Below are 20,924 nucleotides of genomic sequence, written 5' to 3' on the forward strand. Positions count from 1 at the left end.
TACTGTGGCCGTCTCCTGTGATCGACGCAGGGAGACGGAACGAGGAGGTGAGACCCATTACCGCAGTAGCAGGTCGGGTGCTCTCCTCTCGCGACCGCGCGGTTCACCCGGCATAGGTGACCGAGGGAGCCCCACAGGCATCCCGAAAGGTTCTTTCATGTCGGCTTCACCGTCATCACCCGCGTCACCGTCCCTGTTCTCGCCCACCACGGCCGCTGTCGTCGCCGCGTTGCGCGCCGCCGGCTGTGTCTTCGCCGAGGACGAGGCGGAGTTGCTCATCTCCACGGCCCACGACCCCGCCGAACTCGCCGCCATGGTCGACCGGCGCGTCACCGGACTGCCCCTCGAACACGTCCTGGGCTGGGCGGAGTTCTGCGGTCTGCGGATCGCCGTGGACGCCGGGGTCTTCGTGCCGCGACGGCGTACCGAGTTCCTCGTACGGCAGGCCGCCGAGTCGGCGCGACCCGGAGCGGTCGTCGTCGATCTGTGCTGCGGATCGGGCGCGCTGGGGGCCGCGTTGGGCGCGGCCGTCGAGAGAGTTGAGTTGTACGCCGCCGACATCGACCCTGCCGCGGTGCGGTGCGCCCGGCGCAACGTCGCCGGCACAGGCGCGGAGGTCTACGAGGGCGATCTCTACGCACCGCTGCCCCCGGCACTCCGTGGCCGCGTCGACATCCTGCTGGCCAACGTCCCCTACGTACCCACCGAAGAGGTCGGCCTGCTCCCGCCGGAAGCCCGGATCCACGAGGCGCGGGTGGCGCTCGACGGCGGCGCCGACGGGCTCGACGTGCTGCGCCGGGTGACCGCGGACGCCGCGCGCTGGCTGGCACCCGGCGGCCGGCTGCTGTTCGAGACGAGCGAGCGGCAGGTGCCGTACGCGCTCGAAGCGGTCGCCGACGGCGGTCTCGTGCCGCGGTCGGTGAGCGACGACGAGCTGTACGCGACGGTCATCATCGGAACCCGGCAGGCATAGCCCGGCCGCGCGGCCCGCGCTCAGCCGACCTTGCGGATCACCGCCGCGTCGAACAGGTCGCAGGCCCGGGGGAGCCGGCTCTCGTCGTGGCAGTGCCAGGCTTCCCAGAACAGGTCGGCGGGCAGTGCGTCGTCCGGGGCGTACACCCGGTACACGTACTGCCTGCCGTCGATCGCCGGCAGAGCGACCATCCAGCACCTGCTCTCCATGCCCGAAAGACGATCGACGGGGGCGCGATGGTTGCGGCGCAAATCAAGGCGGCGCGCGCCCCTCGGGGAAGAACGGCCAGATCTCATCCGTAAGGAGGAGGGCCTACCCAGTCGTACCCAACCTGTGTCGGACGCGAAGATGCTTCCCGCCGCCGATGACTCCGCTTCCGGGGACTGATGGGGTGGGAGATGTGCAAAGCCGTACATCGCAGGGCGCCGAGCCCGGCCCGACCCGCGCAGACATCGAATCCCGGCTCAGCGTCGCGCTGTCGTCGGTGGTGTCCGGTGCGCGCCGGCGCGCGGTGCGTGACGGGGACCGGCAGATCGACACCGCGCACCTGCTGCACTCGCTTCTGGAGGCCGACCCCGATGTGCGGGCGGTCATCGGCGACGGCGCCCAGGTGGTGCGGCTCCTCGGCTATCTCGTGCAGCGCAGCATCGGGTACGGACTGCAGTGGCAGGGCACGGTGGAGGACTCCGGGGCCGTGCCGTTGGTGACCTCCGCCAAGGAGACGGTCTTGTCACCGTCGGCGGCGACCGCCATGGAAGCGGCCATCGCGCGGGCGGACCTGCGCGGCGAGCCGCGTGCCGTCGGCGTGGACCTCATGGCGGCGCTCGTCGCCGATCCCGACTGCCGCGCGGTCGAGGTCCTGGGGCGGGCCGGCGCCGACGCGAAGGCGCTGCTGCGGCGGATCGAGGCGGCCGCGTCCAGCGGTGTGCCGGCGGACGGGCTCCTGGATCCGTACGGGGAGAAGTCCGCCGAGATGTCTGCCGAGATGCCCGCGGAGACGTCTGCCGAGATGCCCGCACAGATTTCTGCCGAGATGCGTGCCGAGCCGTCCGCCGATTGAGACAGGGTCTATCGGGGGTGACGCTCATGACACGTCCTGCCATGATGTGCCGGTGCAAGCGTCTCAGGGGAATCAGAAAGGCTCGCGAGCGAGCCAGGGAAGGGGCGTCGGCCTGGGGCTCGCCCTCGGGTCGGCGATCGCCTTCGGCGGATCGGGCGTCGCGGCCAAGCCGCTGATCGAGGCCGGCCTCGACCCGCTCCATGTGGTGTGGCTGCGGGTGGCCGGCGCCACCCTGGTGATGCTGCCCGTCGCCTGGCGCCACCGCGCGCTGGTCCTGCGCAGGCCCGCGCTGCTCCTCGGCTTCGGCCTGCTCGCCGTGGCCGGCGTCCAGGCCTGCTACTTCGCGGCGATCTCCCGCATCCCCGTCGGCGTCGCGCTCCTGGTCGAGTACCTGGCGCCCGCGCTGGTCCTCGGCTGGGTGCGGTTCGTGCAGCGGCGGCCCGTGACGCGCGCGGCCGCGGTCGGCGTGGTGCTCGCGGTCGGCGGGCTCGCCTGTGTCGTCGAGGTGTGGGCCGGGCTGAGCTTCGACGCCGTGGGCCTGCTGCTCGCCCTCGGCGCCGCGTGCTGCCAGGTCGGCTACTTCGTCCTGTCCGACCAGGGCAGCGACGCCGGGGACGAGGCCCCCGATCCGCTCGGCGTCATCGCGTACGGACTGCTCATCGGCGCCGCCGTGCTCACCGTCGTGGCCCGCCCGTGGGGCATGGACTGGTCGGTGCTCGCGGGCAGCGCCGACATGGACGGCTCCGCGGTGCCCGCGTGGGCCCTGATCGGCTGGATCGTGCTCGTCGCGACCGTCATCGCGTACGTCACCGGGGTGCTGTCGGTGCGCCGGCTCTCCCCGCAGGTGGCCGGGGTCGTGGCCTGCCTGGAGGCGGTCATCGCGACCGTCCTCGCCTGGGTCATGCTGGGCGAGCATCTTTCGGCGCCGCAGATCATCGGCGGCGCGGTGGTGCTCGCCGGGGCGTTCATCGCCCAGTCGTCGACGCCCGCCAAGCCCCGGCCGGAGCCTGCCGCGGGCGGGGTTCCGGACTCCGAAACGCAGTTGTCGTCGACCAGCAGCGCCACCTAGCTTGTGATCATGCATTCGAACGCGCTCGTCCTTCCGCCGCCCGCCGCTTAGACGCGGGCACCTCCTGGATCACACCCGGCCGGTCGCCGGGTGGAGCGACGCTGCCCGCAGACGGAGATCAGGACCTTCCTTCTTTCTTCTTTCTGCGGAGAACTCGACGTGTCGAATGCTGTCTCCGGCCTGTCCGTCGGACGTGGCCTGTTCTATCTGATCGTCGCCGGTACGGCGTGGGGCACCGCGGGTGCCGCCGCCGCGCTGGTCTTCGACGCCAGTGACATGGGGCCGGTGAGCCTGTCCTTCTGGCGTTGCGTGGGCGGTTTCGCCCTGATGTTCGCGGCGCGTCTCGTGCGGTCGCGCCGCCGGTCCGCCTCGGCTTCGGGCGGCGTGCCGCTGCGCCGCCGGGCGCCCCGGATCGTGGTGACCGGGGTGGCCCTCGCCGTGTTCCAGACCGCCTACTTCGCGTCCGTCGAGTCGACAGGACTCGCGGTCGGCACGGTCGTCGCCATGGGGTCGGGCCCTGTGCTCATCGCGCTCGGGGCGCGGGTCACCTTGGGCGAGCGGCTCGGGAGCGGTGGGGTCGTCGCCGTGGCCGGGGCGCTGATCGGTCTGCTGGTGCTTGTGTTGGGCGGTGGTGGTGCCAGTGTGCGGATGCCGGGTGTCTTGTGGGGGCTCGCCTCGGCGGCCGCGTACGCCGCGATGACGCTCCTGACGCGGTGGTGGGGGCGGGGCGGCGGCGCCGACTCGTCCGGCACGACCGTCTGGTCGTTCGCCGTGGTGGCCGTCTGCCTGCTGCCGCTCGCCGCGGTGGAGGGTCTTGTGCCGCACACCGCCGAGCCAGCGCGCATGGGCCTCTATCTGATGTACATCGCGGCGATCCCTACGGCCGTCGCCTACGCGCTGTACTTCGCGGGTGCCGCGGTCGTGCGGTCGGCGACCGTCTCTGTGATCACGCTGCTCGAACCGTTGAGTGCCGCAGTGATAGCCGTTGTTCTGCTGGGCGAGGAGCTGACCGTGTCCACCGTCGTCGGGACGCTGCTGATGCTGGGTGCGGTGACCGGGCTCGCGGTTGCGGAGACGCGGGGGGTGGTGGCGGCGCGGCGGGAGACGGGGCTCGCGCCGGACCCGGTCTGAGTGCGGCGAGGGGCGCGGCCGGTGTGGCCGCGCCCCTCGGTGACGGTCTTCAGCGTCGGCGCAGCTGGTGGGCGTGCGCCTCCGTGTCATGGGTCCCGCCGCGCCCGGCGAGGCCCGCGGCGATCCGCTCCTGGACCTCCGCCGGCTTGTGACTGGCGTACTTGAACTTCGCCCGTACGTCGGTGACTTCGAGGCAGATGCCCCGGATGCCGGAGAGCATGCGGCCGTACGGTGCCTCGCCCACGGCCGCGGGGGCCGATCCACCCTCCGGCTGGAAGTGGCCGACCTGGAGGTTGAGCAGATCGGCCTTCTCCTCGGGGTCGTCCACGACGCGGGCGGTGCAGCGGAGCTGGACGGCGGCGTAGAAGCTGGTCGGCACGCCGTGCTCGGGCGGGGTGTCCGGGGGCGCCTGCCACGGGCCGGGCACGTACACGTAGTCGTCCACCACGCTGAGCAGCACTTCGGGGTCGGCTTCGAGCGCGGGCCACAGCGGGTTGGGGCGCGCCAGGTGGAGGAGCACCCGGCCGTGCGGGCCGTGTTCGGGGTCGTACGCGAAGTGAGTCGGCTGGACGTGCGGGGGCTCTCCTGGCAGGCCGTTCACGGCGAGCTGCCCGAAGTCGTGGGCGGCGAGCCACTGTTGCCATTCGGCGTCGGAGCGCGGCGCGTCCCAGGGGTGGATCAGCATCACAGTTCGATCAGATAGTCGGGGACCGTGATGCCGGGGGCCAGGTCGTCCGCGGGGATGAGGGGGTCGTGGCCCTTGCGCAGGGGGACCACGCCCGTCCAGTACGGGAGGTCGAGGTCCTCCGGCTCGTCGTTCGGGCCGCCCGTGCGGACCTTGGCGGACACCTCGGTGAGGTCGAGGCGGAGCACGGCGGTGGCCGCGAGCTCCTTGGCGTTCGCGGGGCGGGAGTCGGCCGAGCGGCCCGGCACGACATGGTCGACGAGCGCGTCGAGCGCGGTGCGCTTCTCCTCGGGGTCCGTGACCTGGTACGCGGTGCCGTGGACCACCACGGAGCGGTAGTTGATCGAGTGGTGGAAGGCCGAGCGGGCCAGCACGAGGCCGTCGACGTGGGTGACCGTCAGGCACACCTGGAGCCCGGGGTCGTCCTGCGGCGCGGCACCGGCCATCCGCAGCGGCCGCGAGCCCGTGGAGCCGTGCACGTACAGGGTCTCGCCCACCCGGCCGTACAGCGTCGGCAGGACCACGGGGGCGCCGTCGCGCACGAAGCCGAGGTGGCAGACGTAGGCCTCGTCGAGTATCGCGTGCACCGAGGCGTGGTCGTACGCGGCACGCTCCCGGGCGCGGGTGGGGACGGTGCGGTCGGTCGGCGCGTACGAGGCGGTGTCGGTGGCGGTCTCGATGCCGGGCTCGGATGCGACGCTCATGTTGCCTACTCCATTGCACTAGTGCATACTTTGGTTTGTGCTAGGAGAGTATCGGATCGAAGGCCGGCGCGCAGCCGAGATCGCGGCCAGCGTGGAGCGTGCGGTGGGTGACGGCGGCCTGGAGCCGGGTCAACTCCTGCCGCCGATGAGGGAGTTGGCCGAGCGGCTCGGGGTGAATCCCAATACGGTGGCGGCCGCCTACCGCACGCTGCGGGAACGGGGCGTCATCGAGACGGCGGGGCGCCGCGGCAGCCGCGTACGGCCCAAGCCCGCGACGACGGTGCGCGAGCTGATCCGCGTGGACGTGCCGCCCGGCGTGCGGGACGTCTCCAACGGCAACCCGGACACGGAGCTGCTGCCCCCGCTCGCCGAGGTGTTCGCGGCCGCCGCGGCGGAGGGTGACCGGCGTCCTGTGCTCTACGGCGAGGCGGCCGTGGACCCGGAAATGGAGCGCCACGCGCGCGTGGCCTTCGCCGAGGACGGGGTTCCCGGCGGTCCCGTCGCCGTCACCTCCGGATCGCTCGACGCCATCGAGCGGGTGCTCGCGGCCCACCTCAAGCCCGGCGACGCGGTGGCGGTCGAGGACCCGGGGTGGGGCAGCCTGCTGGATCTGGTGCCGGTGCTCGGGCTGCGCACGGTCCCCGTGGGGGTGGACGACGAGGGGCCGCTGCCCGTCGATGTGGAGCGGGCGCTGGGTGGCGGTGCCCGTGCGCTCATCGTCACCGACCGCGCCCAGAACCCGACCGGTGCCGCGATCAGTGCCCCACGCGCGCGTGCCCTGCGGAAAGTGCTGGCCGCGCACCAGGACGTGCTGCTCATCGAGGACGACCATGGTCACGGCATCGTCGATCTGCCGTTGCACCCGCTGGCGGGCGTGACACGCAGCTGGGCGTTCGTCCGCTCGGCGGCCAAGGCGTACGGCCCCGACCTGCGCCTCGCCCTGCTCACCGGGGATCCCGTGACCCTCGACCGCGTCCAGGGGCGGCAGCGGCTCGGCCCCGGGTGGGTGAGCCATCTGTCGCAGCGGGCCGTGGTGCGGCTGTGGGAGGGCGGGTCGGTGGACGCCGCCGAGGTGGCGGCGTCGTACGGGAGGCGGCGTGACGCGCTGATCGCCGGGCTCGCGGCGCGGGGTGTCGCGGCGCACGGGCGCAGCGGCATGAACGTATGGGTGCCCGTGCCGGACGAGACCGGTGCGGTCGCCAGGCTGCTGCACGCGGGGTGGGCCGTCGCCCCGGGGGCGCGGTTCCGGATGAACGCGCGGCCCGGGGTGCGGATCACGGTCTCGACGCTCGGCGACGACGACATCGAGGCCGTGGCGGACGCCGTCGCCTCCGCCGTCGGGCCGGCTCCCGCGCGGCGCTATGAGTGATCTTGCCGTCGGTCCCTGGGTCGGGACTGGATTCGGCCCCTCGGCCGGGACTGGGTGAGGGCCGCGCCCGCCAGGACGATCACCGCGCCGACCGGTGTCGACCAGCTCAGTGACTCGCCGAGCACGGCGACGCCCGCGGCGGTGGCGATGACGGGGATGAAGTAGGTGACCATCTGGGCGGTCGTCGGCCCTACTTCGGAGACCAGGCCGTACTGGATCAGGAAGGCGAGCCCGGTGCCCAGCGCGCCCAGGGCCACGATCGCCAGGAGCGGCACGACGGGGAAGTGCGTGGGAAAGGACGTGAACAGCGGGGTCACCACGGCCAGTTCGACGGTCGCGACCAGCAACTGCGCGCCGGACAGGGAGAGGTTGGAGTGGCCCGAACCAGCCAGCGTGCGCCGTACGTAGATCCAGCCGATCGGGTAGCTGAGCGAGGCGAGCAGCGCCATCGCCGTGCCGCCGAAGTCCAGGCCGCTGAAGCCCTGCCAGGCGCCGAGCACCGTCAGTACGCCGATGAAGCCGATGCCGAGGCCCGCGACCCTGCGCCGCGTCGGGCGGTCCTCGGAGAGCGCGACCAGGGAGAGCGCCATGCCCCACAGTGGCGACGTCGCGTTGCAGATCCCGGCCAGCGTGGACGGGATGGTCAGCTCCGCGTACGCGAACAGCGAGAACGGCAGGGCGTTGAGCAGCAATGCCGAGACCGTCAGATGCCCCCACGTCCGGGCCCCGCGCGGCAGCCGCTCACGCTTCACCACGAGCACGGCCGCCACTACGGCGGTGCCGAACACGAGCCGCCCCAGGGTGACTTGGAACGGCGCGTACCCCTCCGTGCCGACCTTGATGAGCAGGAAGCTGAAGCCCCAGATCAGCGAGAGGACGCCGAAGCGCACCTGCCAGCCGAGGGCGCGGCGGCGCCGGGGCGGGGCGGGGGAGTCGGCCGACGGTGCGGCCGGGACGGGAGTGGTGGTGACGCTCATGCACGCCACGATGGAGCAGCCCATCTCGTAGCACAAGCGAAATAAAATGCGGGGTATCGCGTAGCATTGCTTACATGTTGAACCTGGAGCGCCTGCGCACCCTCGACGCTCTCGCCCGGCACGGCTCGGTCAGCGGGGCCGCGGCAGGACTGCACGTCACCACGTCGGCGGTCTCGCAGCAGATGACCAAGCTGGAGCGCGAAGTGGGCCAGCAGCTGCTCGCCAAGAACGGCCGGGGCGTGCGCCTCACCGACGCCGGACGGCTGCTCGCCGAGCACGCCGCGCGCATCCTCTCCCAGGTCGAGCTCGCCAAGGCCGACCTGGAGGAGCAGCGCGGCAAGGCCGTCGGCGAGCTGCGCATCGCCGCGTTCCCCACCGCGATGCGCGGACTGCTGCCCGCCACGCTCTCCGTGCTGCGCACCGATCACCCGGGCCTGCGCGTCAGCTCCCAGGAGCTGGAGCCGCAGCCCGGCGTGGCCGCCGTGGTGCGCGGTGACATCGACATGGCGGTCGTCCTCGACTGGTACAACAAGCCGCTGCCGATGCCCGAAGGCCTGGTCAAGGCGCCCCTCCTCGACGACCCCGCCGATGTCGCGATGCCGGCCGCGCATCCCCTCGCCGACCGCGCCGAAGTGGACCTCGACGAGTTCGCGGACGACGAGTGGATCACCTGGGCGGAGGGGGAGTTCTGTCACGAGTGGCTGATGTTCACCCTGCGCGCCAAGGGCATCGAGCCGCGCATCGCGCACCGCGCGGAGGAGCACCACACCCAGCTCGCCCTGGTGGCAGCGGGCCTCGGCGTCTGTGTGGCACCCCAGTTGGGCCGCGACCCGATGCCGGCCGGCGTCAAGACGGTCCCGGTGCGCCATCGCGTACGGCGTCATGTGTACGTGGTGTGGCGCGCGGACGCGGACCGGCGACCGTCGATCAGGGCGGCGGTGGAGGCGCTTCAGGGGGTGGGAGAGACGCTGCGCTAGCGCTCCGCTGGAAGGCCGGTGACGAAGTCTGCGGGCCGTCCGTGGCTGGTCGCGCAGTTCCCCGCGCCCCTTACGGGGTGCGGATCCGCAGCGTCTACAGTTGCGCCAGCTTCCGGAAGTCCCAAGAGGAGATCGCGTCCGGCGTGAGGCGGACCCACGCATGCTTCCCGTCGTACGGCATCGAGTCCATCGCGAAGTACTTCTGGGCGAACAGCCGCTCGGGGACGTCGAGTTCGGGGCACGGCTCGCCCGTGCGCGGCGCCTCGCCGACGAAGGCCGCCGTGCCGGAAAGCTCCGCGCCCCGCAGCTCCGCGTACTCCACGCCCGTGTCGATCACCACGGCGATCCGCTGATCGCGCCGCAGATCCGCCCAGCGTTTGCTGCGGGTGATCGAGAACAGCCACAGGGACGTGCCGTCCCATGCGAACCACAGGGCGCTGACGTGCGGGGCGCCGCCGCCGGACACGGTCGCGACCCGGCAGGTGCGTTCCGTGGAGAGGAACTCGTCGAGCTCGCCCGGCGACATCATGATCCTGCGGCCCCGGCGCTGTGTGACGGCCATGCGTCCTCCGTACATCCGTAGCTGATGGCATCTCAGAGCTGATGGTGCGTCAGGAATGCAGGATGCGGCCTCTTCCGTCGTGACGCAATGGCCGCTAGCCTCCGCGCATCCCGGACCGTGACAGCGACAGCGACCGTGACAGCGACAGGGGGAGCCATGCCGTCGTACGAACAGCTCAGGGAACTCCTCGACCCCGCCACCACCGTGCTGATGACCGTCGAGTGCCAGCAGGGCGTCGTGGGGACCGAGAGCGCGCTGCCCGAACTCGCCAAGGAAGCAAGGGAGTCGGGCGCCCTCGGCAATGTCGCGCGGCTCGTCTCCGCGGCCCACCAGGCCGGGACCCAGGTCCTGCACGCCGTCGCCGAGCGGCGCCCCGACGGGCGGGGCGCCAACCACAACGCGCGGCTCTTCCGCGCCGCGGACCGACTGCCCGTGCAGCAGCTCTCCGGGACCAGGGCCGTACGCATCGCGCCGCCCATCGAGGTGTCCGAAGAGGACTTCATCGTGCGGCGGCTGCACGGTCTCTCGCCGATCGCGGGCACGGATGTCGACCCGCTGCTGCGCAACCTGGGGTGCCGCACGCTCCTGGTGACCGGAGTCTCGGCGAACGTGGCGATCCCGAACGCCGTCTTCGACGCCGTGAACCTCGGATACACCGCCGTCGTGCCCGCGGACGCCATCGCGGGCGTCCCCGCTGACTACACCCCCGCGGTGATCCGCAACACGCTCGCCCTGGTCGCCACCGTCACCACGACCGATGACGTCCTCGGCGTGTGGAAGCGGCGTTCGCGGCCCGGCGTTTGACAGGTGACGGCCCCGAGTCTGTAATGGGGCGCGTGCCGCGTGGCACCGGCCAAAGAGCAGTGGGCAGGCCGGATGCCGGGCGAGCACCTTCACTCAGGGACGTGTCATGAGTTCGTACTCCGCATCCCGTATCTGACGCACCGTTTCTGACGCGAGCGCGTCGCACATGTCATCCCCATTCCCGTCCTGCGCGGACGCATGTCTTGCTGGCCTGCGCGGACTTCACCTTCTTGCCTGGAGAGTCACCTCAGCATGCCCACGTCGTTCAACCAGTCCGTCATCGAAGAGTTCCGAGCCAACGCGGGGAAGGTCGGCGGCCCCTTCGAAGGCGGCGATCTCCTCCTGCTCACCACCACCGGCGCCAAGTCGGGGGAGCGGACCACCGCCCCCCTCAGCTATGTGCGCGTCGACGACCTGCTGCTGGTCGTCGGGTCCAACCTCGGCTCGCCCCGCCACCCCGCCTGGTACCACAACCTGCTCGCCCACCCCGCGGTCGGCGTGGAGATCGGCGGCGAGGAGTTCGAAGCGATCGCCGTCCCCGCCGAAGGGGCGCGCCGTGACCGGCTGTTCCGGCGCGTCTCCGAAGCCGTGCCCGGGTACGCCGACTACCAGGAGCGGACCACCAGGCTCCTGCCGGTCGTGGCCCTGGAGCGGTCCGAACCCGCCCCGGGCGAAGGGCCCCGCGAGGTCACGAGCCTCGCCGACAAGATCCTGGAGATCCACACCTGGCTGCGCCATCAGCTGCGGCACGTGAGCGCCGAGACCGACGCCCACTTCGCCGCGCGGGCGGCCCACCAGGGGCCCGGCGAGCCGCCCGCGCCCGGTCTCGGGCTGCAGATCCGGCAGCACTGCCTGGCGTTCTGCCAGACCCTGGAGTTCCACCACACCAGCGAGGACGGCCATGTCTTCCCCGTGGTCGCACACCACCATCCGCATCTTCGGGAAGCCATGGACCGCATCCAGGAGGAACACCGCACGGTGGCGCGCATCCAGGACGACCTTGTCGCCCTGCTCGCCGACGTCGGGACGGCCGACCCCGAGCACTTCCGGGCCGAACTGGCCCGGATGTCCAAGGAGTTGCTGGCGCATCTCGACCACGAGGAAGGGATCGTGCTGCCGCTCCTCGCCGACATCCCGTGGCCGCCGGCGCCGCCCGCCTAGACCAGCTTGCCGCCTAGACCAGCTTGATGGCGCCCCCGTCCAAAATGATCTCGGCGGCGGGCAGCGGGGCGGTGGCGGGTGACGCCTTCACGCTGCCGTCGGTGATGTCGAACTTGCTGCCGTGACAAGGGCAGTTGATGGTGCCGCCCTCGACGCTCGTCACCGGGCACTGCTTGTGTGTGCAGCGGTTGGAGAAGGCCTTGAACTGACCCTTCGTCGGCTGGGTCACCACCACCCCCTCGGCCTTGAAGATCTTGCCGCCGCCCACGGGGATCTCCGACGTCTTGGCGAGCACCGCACCGCCGCCACCGCCGGACGACCCCGCACCGTCCGGGGACTCCTTCTCGGCCGGTGCGGAGTCGTCCGCGCCGTACTGGTCGGAACTGTCGTCGCCGTCGCCACAGGCGGTGAGCGCGACGGCCAGGCTGACGACGCCCGCCGCGGCGACGACGGAACGGCGGGACGGTGCGGGCAGGGTTTCCTTGGAAACGTTCATGCCAGGGGGTACGAGGCCGCGCCCCACCGTGTTCAAACGCTCAAGCACTTCTTGCGCGGGGCGTGTTCGCACCGGCCCCGAGCACCGGCATTAACCTGGGGCAATGCTCACCGAAGTCACGGCGGTCCGCTACGCGACGCCCCTGCGCGAGGGCGGTTCGCTCCCCGGCCTCGTCGAGGCGGTCGACGACCAGGGAACGTACGCCGCGTACGTCATGAAGTTCACCGGCGCCGGACAGGGCCGCAAGACACTCGTCGCCGAGGTGATCTGCGGGCAGCTCGCGCGCACCCTCGGCCTGCGGGTGCCGCGCCTGACCGCGATCCGGCTCGACCCAGTGATCGGCCTCGGCGAACCGGACCAGCAGGTGCAGGAACTGCTCAAGGCGAGCGGCGGGCTGAACCTGGGCATGGACTTCCTCTCGGGCGCGCTCGGCTTCGATCCGCTCGCCTACCCCATCGACCCCGCCGAGGCCGGCCGAGTCGTGTGGTTCGACGCGCTGATCAACAACGTCGACCGTTCCTGGCGCAACCCGAACATGCTGGTCAAGCACGGCGATCTCTGGCTCATCGACCACGGCGCGAGCATGATCTGGCACCACAACTGGCGCACCGCAGAGACCGCGGCCGCCAAGCCGTACGACGCCTCCGACCACGCCCTCGCTCCCTTCCGGCCCGAGGTCGCCGCGGCCGCCGCCGAGTTCGCGCCGCTGGTCACCGAGGAAATCCTCGTGTCGGCCGCCGCCGACGTACCCGACGAGTGGCTGGTGGACGAGCCCGGCTTCGAGGACCCCGACGCCGTGCGTCGCGCCTATGTGGCGGCGCTGCTGCCGCGCGCCAAGACCATTCATGAACGGATCCAGCTGCCCGAGCCGCAGCGGAAGGGCGCCACCCAGTGACCGAGCAGCCGCCGATCGAGCGGGACGTCTTCGAGTACGCCCTGGTGCGCGTCGTGCCGCGCGTGGAGCGCGGCGAGCAGTTCAACGCGGGGGTCGTGGTCTACTGCCGCGCCAAGTCCTTCGTGGCCGCCCGTACGCATCTCGACGAGGACAAGCTGCGGGCCCTCGACCCGCAGGCCGACGTGGGCGGCGTACGGGCCGCCCTCGCCGCCGTCGAGCGGATCTGTGCGGGCGGCGAAGGCGCAGGTCAGGCCGAGCGGGACGATGCCGGGCGGCGCTTTCGGTGGCTGATCGCGCCGCGCTCGACCGTCGTCCAGCCGGGCCCGGTGCACACGGGACTCACCGCGGATCCCGCCGCGGAGCTCGACCGACTGCTCGACCTCCTCGTGAGGTGATCCTCAAGTCATCCTCGTGAGGTAAAGAATCACAGGCCCAGGTGTGCCGTTGACACCGGGTGCCAGGGCTTCTAGCGTCTCGTTCAGCTGAAGGTACTAAGCGGTCGCTCACCACTGGGGCGTACCGTAGAGCCGCATCCCAAGGGCGAGGAGAACCAGCATGTCCACCACTGAGCAGCGCGTCGCGGTCGTGACCGGAGCAGCGCGAGGCATCGGCGCGGCCACCGCCGTGCGCCTGGCCGCCGAGGGCCGTGCCGTCGCGGTGATCGACCTCGACGAGGCCGCCTGCAAGGACACCGTCGCGCAGATCACCGACGCCGGTGGCAAGGCCCTCGCCGTCGGCTGCGACGTGTCCGACGAGGCCCAGGTCGAGGCCGCCATCGAGCGCATCGCCCAGGAGCTCGGCGCGCCCACGATCCTCGTGAACAACGCCGGTGTGCTCCGCGACAACCTGCTCTTCAAGATGAGCGCGGGCGACTGGGACACGGTCATGAACGTGCACCTGCGCGGCGCCTTCCTGATGTCCCGCGCGATCCAGAAGCACATGGTGGACGCCAAGTTCGGCCGGATCGTGAACCTCTCCTCGTCCTCCGCCCTCGGCAACCGCGGCCAGGCCAACTACGCGGCGGCCAAGGCCGGTCTGCAGGGCCTGACCAAGACCCTCGCCAAGGAGCTCGGCAAGTTCGGCGTCACCGCCAACTCGGTCGCCCCCGGCTTCATCGTCACCGAGATGACCAAGGCCACCGCCGACCGCGTCGGCATGGGCTTCGAGGACTTCCAGGCCGCGGCCGCCAGTCAGATCCCGGTGCAGCGCGTGGGCCGCCCCGAGGACATCGCCAACGCCATCGCCTTCTTCACCGGCGACGCGGCGGGCTTCGTCTCCGGCCAGGTCATGTACGTGGCCGGCGGCCCGCTCAACTAGCCCGGAGGGATTTCGAGATGGCAGTGCAGGACAGTGGAAAGGCCGCGCTCGTCACGGGCGCGAGCCGCGGCATCGGCTACGGCATCGCCGAGGCGCTCGTCGCCCGCGGCGACCGCGTCTGCATCACCGGACGCAACGAGGACGCCCTCAAGGAGGCCGTCGAGAAGCTCGGCGCCGACCGGGTGATCGGCGTCGCGGGCAAGGCCCACGACGAGGCCCACCAGGCGGTCGCCGTCGAGCGCGCCATGGAGGCCTTCGGGCGGGTCGACTTCCTGGTCAACAACGCCGGTACGAACCCGGTCTTCGGGCCGATCGCGGAGCTCGACCTCAATGTGGCGCGCAAGGTCTTCGAGACCAATGTGATCTCGGCGCTCGGCTTCGCCCAGCAGACCTGGAAGGCCTGGCAGAGCGAGAACGGCGGCGCGATCGTCAACATCGCCTCCGTCGCCGGCGTCTCCGCGTCGCCGTTCATCGGCGCGTACGGGATGAGCAAGGCCGCCATGGTCAACCTCACCCTGCAGCTCGCGCACGAGTTCGCGCCGAAGGTCCGGGTCAATTCGATCGCGCCCGCCGTGGTCAAGACCAAGTTCGCCCAGGCGCTCTACGAGGGCCGTGAGGCGGAGGCCGCCGCGGCGTACCCGCTGGGGCGGCTCGGTGTGCCCGAGGACATCGGCGGCGCCGCCGCGTTCCTCACGTCGAACCAGTCCGACTGGATCACGGGGCAGACACTCGTGGTCGATGGCGGCATCTTCCTCAATGCGGGCGTCGGCTGACAAAGCCCCCGCAAGCGGTGCGTACACCGCTTAAGGGGACGTACATACGCATCAAGTGCCCCGTCGGCGCCGCAAGTTGGCCCGGCGGGGCATTGCGATATTGTCTCCCGACCCATGGCATGGCCGATCGAGGAGCGTGCGCGTGTTCAGTGAAGTTCGCCCGGTGGCGGCGGCCGGTCTCCGAGGCCCGGCCGGACTGTCCCGCCGGGGCCTGCGGCCGGCCGCAGGGCTGCTGTCCATATCCCTGCTCGCCGGGTGCGGGGTCATCTCGTCCGACGGTGAGGACGAGGAGCAGCAGATCACCGTCGGCACCATGAGTGCCCCCAGCACCCTCGACCCCGCGGCCGCCTGGGACAGCTCCTGGGAGCTGTACCGGAACGTCTTCCAGACGCTGCTGAGCTTCCCGACCGGGGCCGCGGAGCCCGAGCCGGACGCGGCCGAGTCCTGCAAGTTCGCCGATGCGACCAACACGGTCTACACCTGCGAACTGCGCGAGGGCCTGAAGTTCTCCGACGGTCACGAGCTCGACGCGAAGGCCGTCAAGTACACCTTCGACCGTATGCGGCGCATCGACGTGAAAGGCGGGCCCGTGGGTCTGCTCGGATCGCTCGACAAGGTCGAGACGAAGGGTGACCGGACGGTCGTATTCCGGCTCAAGAAGTCGGACGCCACCTTCCCGTTCGTGCTCTCGACGCCGGCCATGTCGATCGTCGACCCCAATGAGTACCCGGCCGACAAGGTCCGTGAGGGCAACGAGATCTCCGGGTCGGGACCGTACGCCCTGGAGTCGTACAAGCCCGGCGACCGGGCGGAGCTGGTCAAGAACTCCGAGTACAAGGGCTCGGCGGACCGCAAGAACGACGCCGTCACGATCCGCTACTTCAAGAAGTCGACCGCCATGGTCTCGGCCCTCAAGAACAAGCAGATCGACGTGACCTTCCGTGGCCTCGCCTCCAAGGACATCGTCGAGATGCAGGGCAAGCATCGGCGCGAGGGCATCCAGCTGGTCGAGGGTGCGGGCACCGAGATCCGCTACCTGGTGTTCAACCCCGACGACCCCTGGGCGAGGAAGAAGCCGGTACGCCAGGCCTTCGCCCAGGTCATCGACCGCGGGGCGATCGCCCACAAGATCTACCAGGACACCGTCGAACCGCTGTACTCGATGGTTCCCCAGGGCCTGACCGGGCACGGCACCGGCTTCTTCGACGACTACGGAGACCCCAGTACGGCCAAGGCGAAGCAGATTCTCCAGAAGGCGGGCATCAGCGCGCCGGTGCCGCTCACGCTCTGGTACACGACCGACCGCTACGGCTCGGCCACCGCACCCGAGTTCGCCGAGATCAAGCGGCAGCTCGAGGCGTCGGGCCTGTTCAAGATCACGCTCAAGAGCCGTCCCTGGACGGAGTTCGACGCGGGCACCAAGAAGGGCGAGTACCCGGTCTTCGGCCGTGGCTGGTTCCCCGACTTCCCCGACGCGGAGAACTTCATCGCGCCGTTCATCGGCGAGAAGAACGTGCTCAACACGCCTTATCCGGTGCCGGAGATCACCGACGAGGTCCTGCCGCACTCACGCCGTGAGGCCGACCGGGGCGCCGTGGCCGACGACTTCGAGCGGGCGCAGCAGCTCCTCGTCGACGACGCGCGGCTGCTGCCGCTGTGGCAGGGCAAGCAATTCATCATGGCCAGCGAGGAGATCGCGGGCGGCGAGCGCGCCCTCGACCCGTCGGCGATCATGATGATGTGGGAGCTGCAGCGCAAGACCAGCTGGTAGGCGCAAGACCACTTGGTCATGGCGGCGGGCAGCAGGGTGAACGGATCGATTGTCAGTGGTCGCCGGTAGGTTCTGTGGTGAGAAGTGACCGCACACCGGAGGTTGTTGACGTGACCGACATCGCCATGCTGCCCGCGTCCTGGCGCGGAGTCCTCGGCGAGGAGCTGCAGAAGCCCTACTTCAAGGAGCTCACCGAGTTCGTCGAGGAAGAGCGGGAGAAGGGTCCCGTCTACCCTCCGCGCGACGAGGTCTTCGCCGCCCTCGACGCGACGCCGTACGACGACGTCAAGGTGCTCGTCCTCGGCCAGGACCCGTACCACGGGGAGGGCCAGGGCCACGGCCTCTGCTTCTCCGTGCGGCCCGGCGTGAAGACCCCGCCCTCGCTGCGGAACATCTACAAGGAGATGAAGGAAGAGCTCGGCCACCCGGTGCCGGACAACGGCTATCTGATGCCGTGGGCCCAGCAGGGCGTCCTGCTCCTGAACGCGGTGCTCACGGTCCGCGCCGGGGAGGCCAACTCCCACAAGGGCAAGGGCTGGGAGAAGTTCACGGACGCGGTCATCCGCGCGGTCGCCGACCGCCCCGACCCTGCCGTCTTCGTCCTGTGGGGCAACTACGCCCAGAAGAAGCTCCCGCTCATCGACGAGGAGCGGCACGTCGTGGTGAAGGGCGCGCACCCCTCGCCGCTCTCCGCGAAGAAGTTCTTCGGCTCGCACCCCTTCACCCAGATCGACAAGGCGGTGGCGGCGCAGGGGCACGAGCCGATCGACTGGCGCATCCCGGACATCGGCTGAGCTCAGTCGATGTCGTAGGTGAAGGTGTACGGCACGGTGGAGTCGCCGTGCCGTGCGGTGAACGAGCCGGTGCCGGCCAGGCCCGCCAACTCGCCCGAGCCCGAACCGGGGTGGACGGTCAGAGTGCAGCTGATGGTGCCGTCGGCGCCGAAGGAACCCCGCTGCTCCAGGACGAACGAGCCGCTTCGGCCGTCGATGTTCCCCTCGATGAACTCGTGGCCGGTAAAGGCGCCGGTGGTCTCGTCGGTGTAGACGAGCGTGTACTGGCACGAGGTGCCGGTGGCCTGGATGCCGCCGGTGAAGTCGTTGGTGACGGCGGCGTGCGCGATGCGTGCGCCGCCGTCCGCACCCGCGACGGGCTTCTCGTCCCACTGGGTGAAGGTGAAGTTGCCGGTGGCGGTGGCGGTGGCCGTGTTCGTGGTCGTCGTACTCATATGGGGTTCTCCCGGTCTTCTGGGGCTGTTCTCCGGCTCCGTGCCGGCCGATGAGAAGAGCCTGTCACCGGTACCTGACACCTTCTGTCAGGTACCGGTGCAGACTTGATCGCATGCGCGCCGACCGGCTTCTCGCCCTGCTCCTGCTGCTCCAGAACCGTGGGCGGATGACCGCGCCCGAACTCGCCGACGAGCTGGAGGTGTCGGTGCGGACCGTCTACCGGGACGTGGATGCGCTGGCCGCGTCCGGAGTGCCCGTGTACGCCGAGCGCGGCCCGGCGGGCGGCTTCCGGCTGATGGACGGCTATCGCACCCGGCTGACCGGCCTGACCGACGACGAGGCGGACTCGCTGGCCCTCGCGGGCATGCCGGCGGCCGCCGCCGATCTCGGTCTTGGGGCCGAACTGGTCACCGCCCAGCTCAAGTTGGGCGCCGCACTGCCCGCTGGGCTCGGTGAGCGGTCCCGGCGGATCCAGGAGCGCTTCCTGCTCGACGCCGAGGGCTGGTTCCGGGCGGCCGACCCCGCGCCGCTGCTGCCCGTCGTCGCCGACGCCGTGTGGCGACGGCGGGTCCTGCGGGCGCACTACCGACGCTGGGGCGGCGAGGTGCACCGCGAACTGCACCCCCTGGGTCTCGTCCTCAAGGCGGGCAACTGGTACCTGGTGGCGACCGCCGACGGCGCCGTCCGCACGTACCGCGTCTCGCGCTTCCTGGACGTGACGGCGGAGGACGGGGACGAGCCGTCCGAGCGCCCCGCGGGGTTCGACCTGGCCGCGTACTGGCAGGCGGCCTCCCAGGACCTGCAGGCCCGGGTGCTGCGGGGCACGGCTCGGGTGCGGGTCTCCCTGGCGGGCCTTCGGCTGCTGCCCGCGCTGTTCGGGGCGGCCGGGGCGCGGGCCGTGGAGGCGGCGGGCGGGCCGGACGCGGACGGCCGGCGGGTGGTCGACCTCGACGTCGAGACGCTGCCCGTCGCCGTCAGCGACCTGCTCAGGCTCGGCCTCGAAGCCGAGGTGCTCGGACCGCCCGAACTCCGCGCCGAACTGGCGAGAACCGTCACCGGGCTGGCCCAGCGGTACGCGTGAGCACCTCGCTTCCGATCGCGCCTGACCGTGATTGTCAGTGGGTGCGGTTAGCGTCGGGATCGGTTTGGGCGATGGGCGTACGAGTGTGGAGGATCCGGTGGCGGAGCAGCAGGAGCAGGCGGCGGAAGACGCCATGATGACGCGGATCGGGCAGGCGGTCATGCTGCACCACGGGGGCGACCGGGAGGAGGCGCGGGGCCGCTTCCTCGACCTGTGGTCGGAGATCGGCGAGGAGGGCGACCCGCTGCACCGTTGCACGCTCGCGCACTACATGGCGGACACGCAGGAGGACCCCACGGACGAACTGGCCTGGGACCTGCGGGCGTTGTCGGCGGCCGACGAGCTGACGGACGAGCGGCTGCACCAGCACCACGAGTCGATCGCGGTCCGCGGCTTCTATCCCTCCCTGCACCTCAACCTGGCGGCCGACTACGTGAAGCTGGAGCGCCCCGAGGCGGCCCGCAGCCACATCCGCCGGGCGCGGGCGGCCGTGGGCACATTGGGCGACGACGGGTACGGGGACGGGATCCGGGCGGCCATCGGCAGGCTGGAGCTGCGGTTGGGGGAGGGCAGCGAGGTGGAGTGAGCCGGGGCGGGCACGGCGGGGGCCGGGCGGCTGCGGGTCAACGTCCGTAGGCGCTCTCGCAGATGACGGCTTCGGGGCTGCCCGGCTGCCAGCTGCCGTACTCCTCGCCCAGGGCACAGACGTCCAGGACGGTGGGCGCGGCGGAGGGAAGCACGGGCGGGGCAGGGGTTCCGGCGCGGTCGCTGCGGCGGTGCGGGGAACTGCCGGAGTGTTCGGGCTGCTCGGGCTGCTCGGCGCGGGGTGTGCGGGACGGTGCGGCGGGGGCCGTCGCCGCGGTGCCGGTGGTGCTTGGGGCCGGCCGGCGGGGCGGCCCGATGAGCTCGAGCGCCTCCCGTGCGGGGGCCTCCACGATCCGGGGGCGGGCGCTGCCGTCCGGGCGCGGCGCCGGGGGTGGGGCGGACACGGGGGCCGGTCCTTGCGCGGGCTTCCGCTCGACGCTCACACACCCGGAGACGGCGGTGACCGCCACGGATACCAGGAGCGTCGCGGTGGTCGTGGTGCGGTGCATTCGGGCAACTCTGCTGTGTGGTCCCGCCCTGCGGGAAGGGTGGCGGGCCAGAATGCCCCGCATGGGTGAAGGGGCGCTGCCGCTGGGAGTGCCGTATTTGTCTGCGGGTTGACTCCGTATTGCACGCCGCTTCGCGGCGGATTTTTCCCGCCCGCCCACCCACCCGATTACCCCGCGGCGCCGGGCTCCTCTTCGCCCAGCATTCCCCGCAGCAGTTCCCGGAAGCCGGCGCGCAGTTCGTCCTCGCTCGGCACCATGGCGTGGTACGTGCCCGCCACGCACGAGAACAGCAGGCCGTCGGTCCACGCCACGAGGGCCAGCGTGTGCCGCTCGGGGTCCGGTGATCCCGCGGCCCGCAGCATGGCCGTCAGCGGCTCCCTGAACTGCGCCCCCGCCGAGTCGTAATAGGCGCGCAGCTCCGGTCGGCGGGTCGCCTCCAGGGCCAGCTCGTAGCGGGAGACGAGGAGTTGGCGGAAGCCGCCGGAGAGATAGCGGTGCAGTGCCAGGGCGAGCGAGGCGATCAGCGCCTCGCGGCCGCCTGCGGGGTCCGGCAGCTCGTCGGGATCGAGCACCTCCGCCTCGCGCTCCGCCTGCCGGCGCACCACCTTCTCCAGGAGCGCGAGGCGGGTGCGTGCGTGGTTCGACGTAGAGCCCTGCGGCAGCCCCGCCGCCTCGTCCACGGCCCGGTGTGTCAGCCCGCGCATGCCGCGCTCGGCGAGCAGGGCGAGCGCCGTGTCGGCGATCAGTTCGGCGCGCGGCGTCCCCGCGCTGCGTACGGACATGGGGGCAACCCTAC

At 71.3% G+C, this 20,924-nt stretch carries 24 protein-coding genes and 1 pseudogene; 16 read left to right on the forward strand and 9 right to left on the reverse strand.

Annotated elements, in window-relative coordinates; translation table 11 throughout:
* Nucleotides 1-157 precede the first annotated feature (157 nt).
* Entirely contained in the window at nt 158-973 is an 816-nt protein-coding gene (locus OG453_RS19250) for a putative protein N(5)-glutamine methyltransferase (RefSeq protein ID WP_266869174.1), read from the forward strand.
* 20 nt (nt 974-993) lie between these two features.
* Here OG453_RS19250 and OG453_RS19255 read toward each other — a convergent pair whose 3' ends face one another.
* On the reverse strand, nt 994-1,182 hold the full coding sequence (locus OG453_RS19255; protein ID WP_135331802.1) for a hypothetical protein: 189 nt from the start codon (nt 1,180-1,182) through the stop codon (nt 994-996).
* Nucleotides 1,183-1,337: 155 nt separating this feature from the next.
* Between OG453_RS19255 and OG453_RS19260 the strand changes: the two are divergent.
* The 3 genes and pseudogenes from OG453_RS19260 to OG453_RS19270 form a co-directional block, all read left to right on the forward strand.
* Nucleotides 1,338-1,877 (forward strand): annotated as a pseudogene (locus OG453_RS19260) (Clp protease N-terminal domain-containing protein); the annotation flags it as partial.
* Nucleotides 1,878-2,079: 202 nt separating this feature from the next.
* Nucleotides 2,080-3,102: a DMT family transporter gene (locus OG453_RS19265; RefSeq protein ID WP_266869175.1), complete on the forward strand. Its 1,023-nt coding sequence runs from the start codon at nt 2,080-2,082 to the stop codon at nt 3,100-3,102.
* 159 nt (nt 3,103-3,261) lie between these two features.
* A complete protein-coding gene (locus OG453_RS19270) occupies nt 3,262-4,233 on the forward strand; it encodes a DMT family transporter (RefSeq protein WP_266869176.1) in 972 nt (323 codons plus the stop codon).
* 49 nt (nt 4,234-4,282) lie between these two features.
* Here OG453_RS19270 and OG453_RS19275 read toward each other — a convergent pair whose 3' ends face one another.
* Both OG453_RS19275 and OG453_RS19280 read right to left on the reverse strand, forming a co-directional pair.
* Entirely contained in the window at nt 4,283-4,918 is a 636-nt protein-coding gene (locus OG453_RS19275; protein ID WP_266869177.1) for an FMN-binding negative transcriptional regulator, read from the reverse strand.
* A complete protein-coding gene (locus OG453_RS19280; RefSeq protein WP_266869178.1) occupies nt 4,918-5,622 on the reverse strand; it encodes a pyridoxamine 5'-phosphate oxidase family protein in 705 nt (234 codons plus the stop codon). Before OG453_RS19280 ends, OG453_RS19275 begins: the two co-directional genes overlap by 1 nt.
* Nucleotides 5,623-5,659: 37 nt before the next feature.
* On the opposite strand from OG453_RS19280, the gene OG453_RS19285 reads away from it, so the two are divergent.
* A complete protein-coding gene (locus OG453_RS19285; protein ID WP_266869179.1) occupies nt 5,660-6,991 on the forward strand; it encodes an aminotransferase class I/II-fold pyridoxal phosphate-dependent enzyme in 1,332 nt (443 codons plus the stop codon).
* Here the strand turns inward: OG453_RS19285 and OG453_RS19290 are convergent.
* Nucleotides 6,982-8,004, reverse strand: coding sequence for a DMT family transporter (locus tag OG453_RS19290; RefSeq protein WP_266869180.1), 1,023 nt, complete (start codon nt 8,002-8,004; stop codon nt 6,982-6,984). The two genes, OG453_RS19285 and OG453_RS19290, sit on opposite strands and share 10 nt — an antisense overlap.
* 38 nt (nt 8,005-8,042) lie before the next feature.
* Here OG453_RS19290 and OG453_RS19295 point away from each other — a divergent pair, with 38 nt between their 5' ends.
* Entirely contained in the window at nt 8,043-8,945 is a 903-nt protein-coding gene (locus OG453_RS19295; RefSeq protein WP_266869181.1) for a LysR family transcriptional regulator, read from the forward strand.
* A gap of 94 nt (nt 8,946-9,039) precedes the next feature.
* Here OG453_RS19295 and OG453_RS19300 read toward each other — a convergent pair whose 3' ends face one another.
* On the reverse strand, nt 9,040-9,507 hold the full coding sequence (locus OG453_RS19300) for a pyridoxamine 5'-phosphate oxidase family protein (protein WP_266869182.1): 468 nt from the start codon (nt 9,505-9,507) through the stop codon (nt 9,040-9,042).
* Nucleotides 9,508-9,663: 156 nt separating this feature from the next.
* Here OG453_RS19300 and OG453_RS19305 point away from each other — a divergent pair, with 156 nt between their 5' ends.
* Complete coding sequence (locus tag OG453_RS19305) at nt 9,664-10,311, forward strand: cysteine hydrolase (RefSeq protein WP_266869183.1); 648 nt, start codon at nt 9,664-9,666, stop codon at nt 10,309-10,311.
* Between the two features lie 252 nt (nt 10,312-10,563).
* Complete coding sequence (locus tag OG453_RS19310; RefSeq protein ID WP_266869185.1) at nt 10,564-11,472, forward strand: nitroreductase/quinone reductase family protein; 909 nt, start codon at nt 10,564-10,566, stop codon at nt 11,470-11,472.
* 13 nt (nt 11,473-11,485) lie between these two features.
* On the opposite strand, the gene OG453_RS19315 is transcribed toward OG453_RS19310, so the two are convergent.
* Complete coding sequence (locus OG453_RS19315; RefSeq protein ID WP_266869186.1) at nt 11,486-11,968, reverse strand: Rieske (2Fe-2S) protein; 483 nt, start codon at nt 11,966-11,968, stop codon at nt 11,486-11,488.
* A gap of 103 nt (nt 11,969-12,071) precedes the next feature.
* Here OG453_RS19315 and OG453_RS19320 point away from each other — a divergent pair, with 103 nt between their 5' ends.
* From OG453_RS19320 to ung, 6 genes are all read left to right on the forward strand, one after another.
* A complete protein-coding gene (locus OG453_RS19320; RefSeq protein WP_266869187.1) occupies nt 12,072-12,863 on the forward strand; it encodes a HipA family kinase in 792 nt (263 codons plus the stop codon).
* Nucleotides 12,860-13,258, forward strand: a complete 399-nt coding sequence (locus OG453_RS19325; protein ID WP_266869188.1) for a DUF3037 domain-containing protein — start codon at nt 12,860-12,862, stop codon at nt 13,256-13,258. The genes OG453_RS19320 and OG453_RS19325 overlap by 4 nt, the downstream gene beginning before the upstream one ends.
* Nucleotides 13,259-13,418: 160 nt before the next feature.
* Complete coding sequence (fabG, locus tag OG453_RS19330; protein ID WP_266869189.1) at nt 13,419-14,180, forward strand: 3-oxoacyl-ACP reductase FabG; 762 nt, start codon at nt 13,419-13,421, stop codon at nt 14,178-14,180.
* A gap of 17 nt (nt 14,181-14,197) precedes the next feature.
* Nucleotides 14,198-14,953, forward strand: coding sequence for an SDR family oxidoreductase (locus tag OG453_RS19335; RefSeq protein ID WP_266869190.1), 756 nt, complete (start codon nt 14,198-14,200; stop codon nt 14,951-14,953).
* Between the two features lie 196 nt (nt 14,954-15,149).
* Entirely contained in the window at nt 15,150-16,724 is a 1,575-nt protein-coding gene (locus tag OG453_RS19340; protein ID WP_266869930.1) for an ABC transporter substrate-binding protein, read from the forward strand.
* Between the two features lie 110 nt (nt 16,725-16,834).
* Nucleotides 16,835-17,518 carry a uracil-DNA glycosylase gene (gene ung, locus OG453_RS19345; RefSeq protein ID WP_266869192.1) on the forward strand — a complete coding sequence of 228 codons (684 nt, stop codon included), beginning with the start codon at nt 16,835-16,837 and terminating at the stop codon, nt 17,516-17,518.
* Between the two features lie 2 nt (nt 17,519-17,520).
* Here the strand turns inward: ung and OG453_RS19350 are convergent, their stop codons facing one another.
* The gene (locus OG453_RS19350; protein WP_266869193.1) at nt 17,521-17,952 is read right to left on the reverse strand and encodes a DUF3224 domain-containing protein; all 432 of its coding nucleotides are present in this window, start codon (nt 17,950-17,952) and stop codon (nt 17,521-17,523) included.
* 113 nt (nt 17,953-18,065) lie between these two features.
* Between OG453_RS19350 and OG453_RS19355 the strand changes: the two genes are divergently transcribed.
* Both OG453_RS19355 and OG453_RS19360 read left to right on the forward strand, forming a co-directional pair.
* Nucleotides 18,066-19,034, forward strand: a complete 969-nt coding sequence (locus OG453_RS19355; protein ID WP_266869194.1) for a YafY family protein — start codon at nt 18,066-18,068, stop codon at nt 19,032-19,034.
* Between the two features lie 97 nt (nt 19,035-19,131).
* Nucleotides 19,132-19,620 carry a hypothetical protein gene (locus OG453_RS19360; RefSeq protein WP_266869195.1) on the forward strand — a complete coding sequence of 163 codons (489 nt, stop codon included), beginning with the start codon at nt 19,132-19,134 and terminating at the stop codon, nt 19,618-19,620.
* Nucleotides 19,621-19,657: 37 nt separating this feature from the next.
* On the opposite strand, the gene OG453_RS19365 is transcribed toward OG453_RS19360, so the two are convergent.
* Together OG453_RS19365 and OG453_RS19370 are read right to left on the reverse strand one after the other, a co-directional pair.
* Nucleotides 19,658-20,128: a hypothetical protein gene (locus OG453_RS19365; RefSeq protein ID WP_266869196.1), complete on the reverse strand. Its 471-nt coding sequence runs from the start codon at nt 20,126-20,128 to the stop codon at nt 19,658-19,660.
* Nucleotides 20,129-20,295: 167 nt separating this feature from the next.
* Complete coding sequence (locus tag OG453_RS19370) at nt 20,296-20,910, reverse strand: TetR/AcrR family transcriptional regulator (RefSeq protein ID WP_266869197.1); 615 nt, start codon at nt 20,908-20,910, stop codon at nt 20,296-20,298.
* Nucleotides 20,911-20,924 lie beyond the last annotated feature (14 nt).

Origin of the sequence: Streptomyces sp. NBC_01381 (assembly GCF_026340305.1) — a bacterium.
Taxonomy (GTDB): domain Bacteria; phylum Actinomycetota; class Actinomycetes; order Streptomycetales; family Streptomycetaceae; genus Streptomyces.

Bases quoted from the DNA above. Each gene is read 5' to 3' on its own strand.
- OG453_RS19250 (WP_266869174.1), top strand. From the start codon at position 158: ATGTCGGCTTCACCGTCATCACCCGCGTCACCGTCCCTGTTCTCGCCC.
- OG453_RS19255 (WP_135331802.1), bottom strand. From the start codon at position 1,182: ATGGAGAGCAGGTGCTGGATGGTCGCTCTGCCGGCGATCGACGGCAGG.
- OG453_RS19275 (WP_266869177.1), bottom strand. From the start codon at position 4,918: ATGCTGATCCACCCCTGGGACGCGCCGCGCTCCGACGCCGAATGGCAA.
- OG453_RS19280 (WP_266869178.1), bottom strand. From the start codon at position 5,622: ATGAGCGTCGCATCCGAGCCCGGCATCGAGACCGCCACCGACACCGCC.
- OG453_RS19295 (WP_266869181.1), top strand. From the start codon at position 8,043: ATGTTGAACCTGGAGCGCCTGCGCACCCTCGACGCTCTCGCCCGGCAC.
- OG453_RS19300 (WP_266869182.1), bottom strand. From the start codon at position 9,507: ATGGCCGTCACACAGCGCCGGGGCCGCAGGATCATGATGTCGCCGGGC.
- OG453_RS19305 (WP_266869183.1), top strand. From the start codon at position 9,664: ATGCCGTCGTACGAACAGCTCAGGGAACTCCTCGACCCCGCCACCACC.
- OG453_RS19310 (WP_266869185.1), top strand. From the start codon at position 10,564: ATGCCCACGTCGTTCAACCAGTCCGTCATCGAAGAGTTCCGAGCCAAC.
- OG453_RS19315 (WP_266869186.1), bottom strand. From the start codon at position 11,968: ATGAACGTTTCCAAGGAAACCCTGCCCGCACCGTCCCGCCGTTCCGTC.
- OG453_RS19320 (WP_266869187.1), top strand. From the start codon at position 12,072: ATGCTCACCGAAGTCACGGCGGTCCGCTACGCGACGCCCCTGCGCGAG.
- fabG (WP_266869189.1), top strand. From the start codon at position 13,419: ATGTCCACCACTGAGCAGCGCGTCGCGGTCGTGACCGGAGCAGCGCGA.
- OG453_RS19335 (WP_266869190.1), top strand. From the start codon at position 14,198: ATGGCAGTGCAGGACAGTGGAAAGGCCGCGCTCGTCACGGGCGCGAGC.
- OG453_RS19350 (WP_266869193.1), bottom strand. From the start codon at position 17,952: ATGAGTACGACGACCACGAACACGGCCACCGCCACCGCCACCGGCAAC.
- OG453_RS19355 (WP_266869194.1), top strand. From the start codon at position 18,066: ATGCGCGCCGACCGGCTTCTCGCCCTGCTCCTGCTGCTCCAGAACCGT.
- OG453_RS19365 (WP_266869196.1), bottom strand. From the start codon at position 20,128: ATGCACCGCACCACGACCACCGCGACGCTCCTGGTATCCGTGGCGGTC.
- OG453_RS19370 (WP_266869197.1), bottom strand. From the start codon at position 20,910: ATGTCCGTACGCAGCGCGGGGACGCCGCGCGCCGAACTGATCGCCGAC.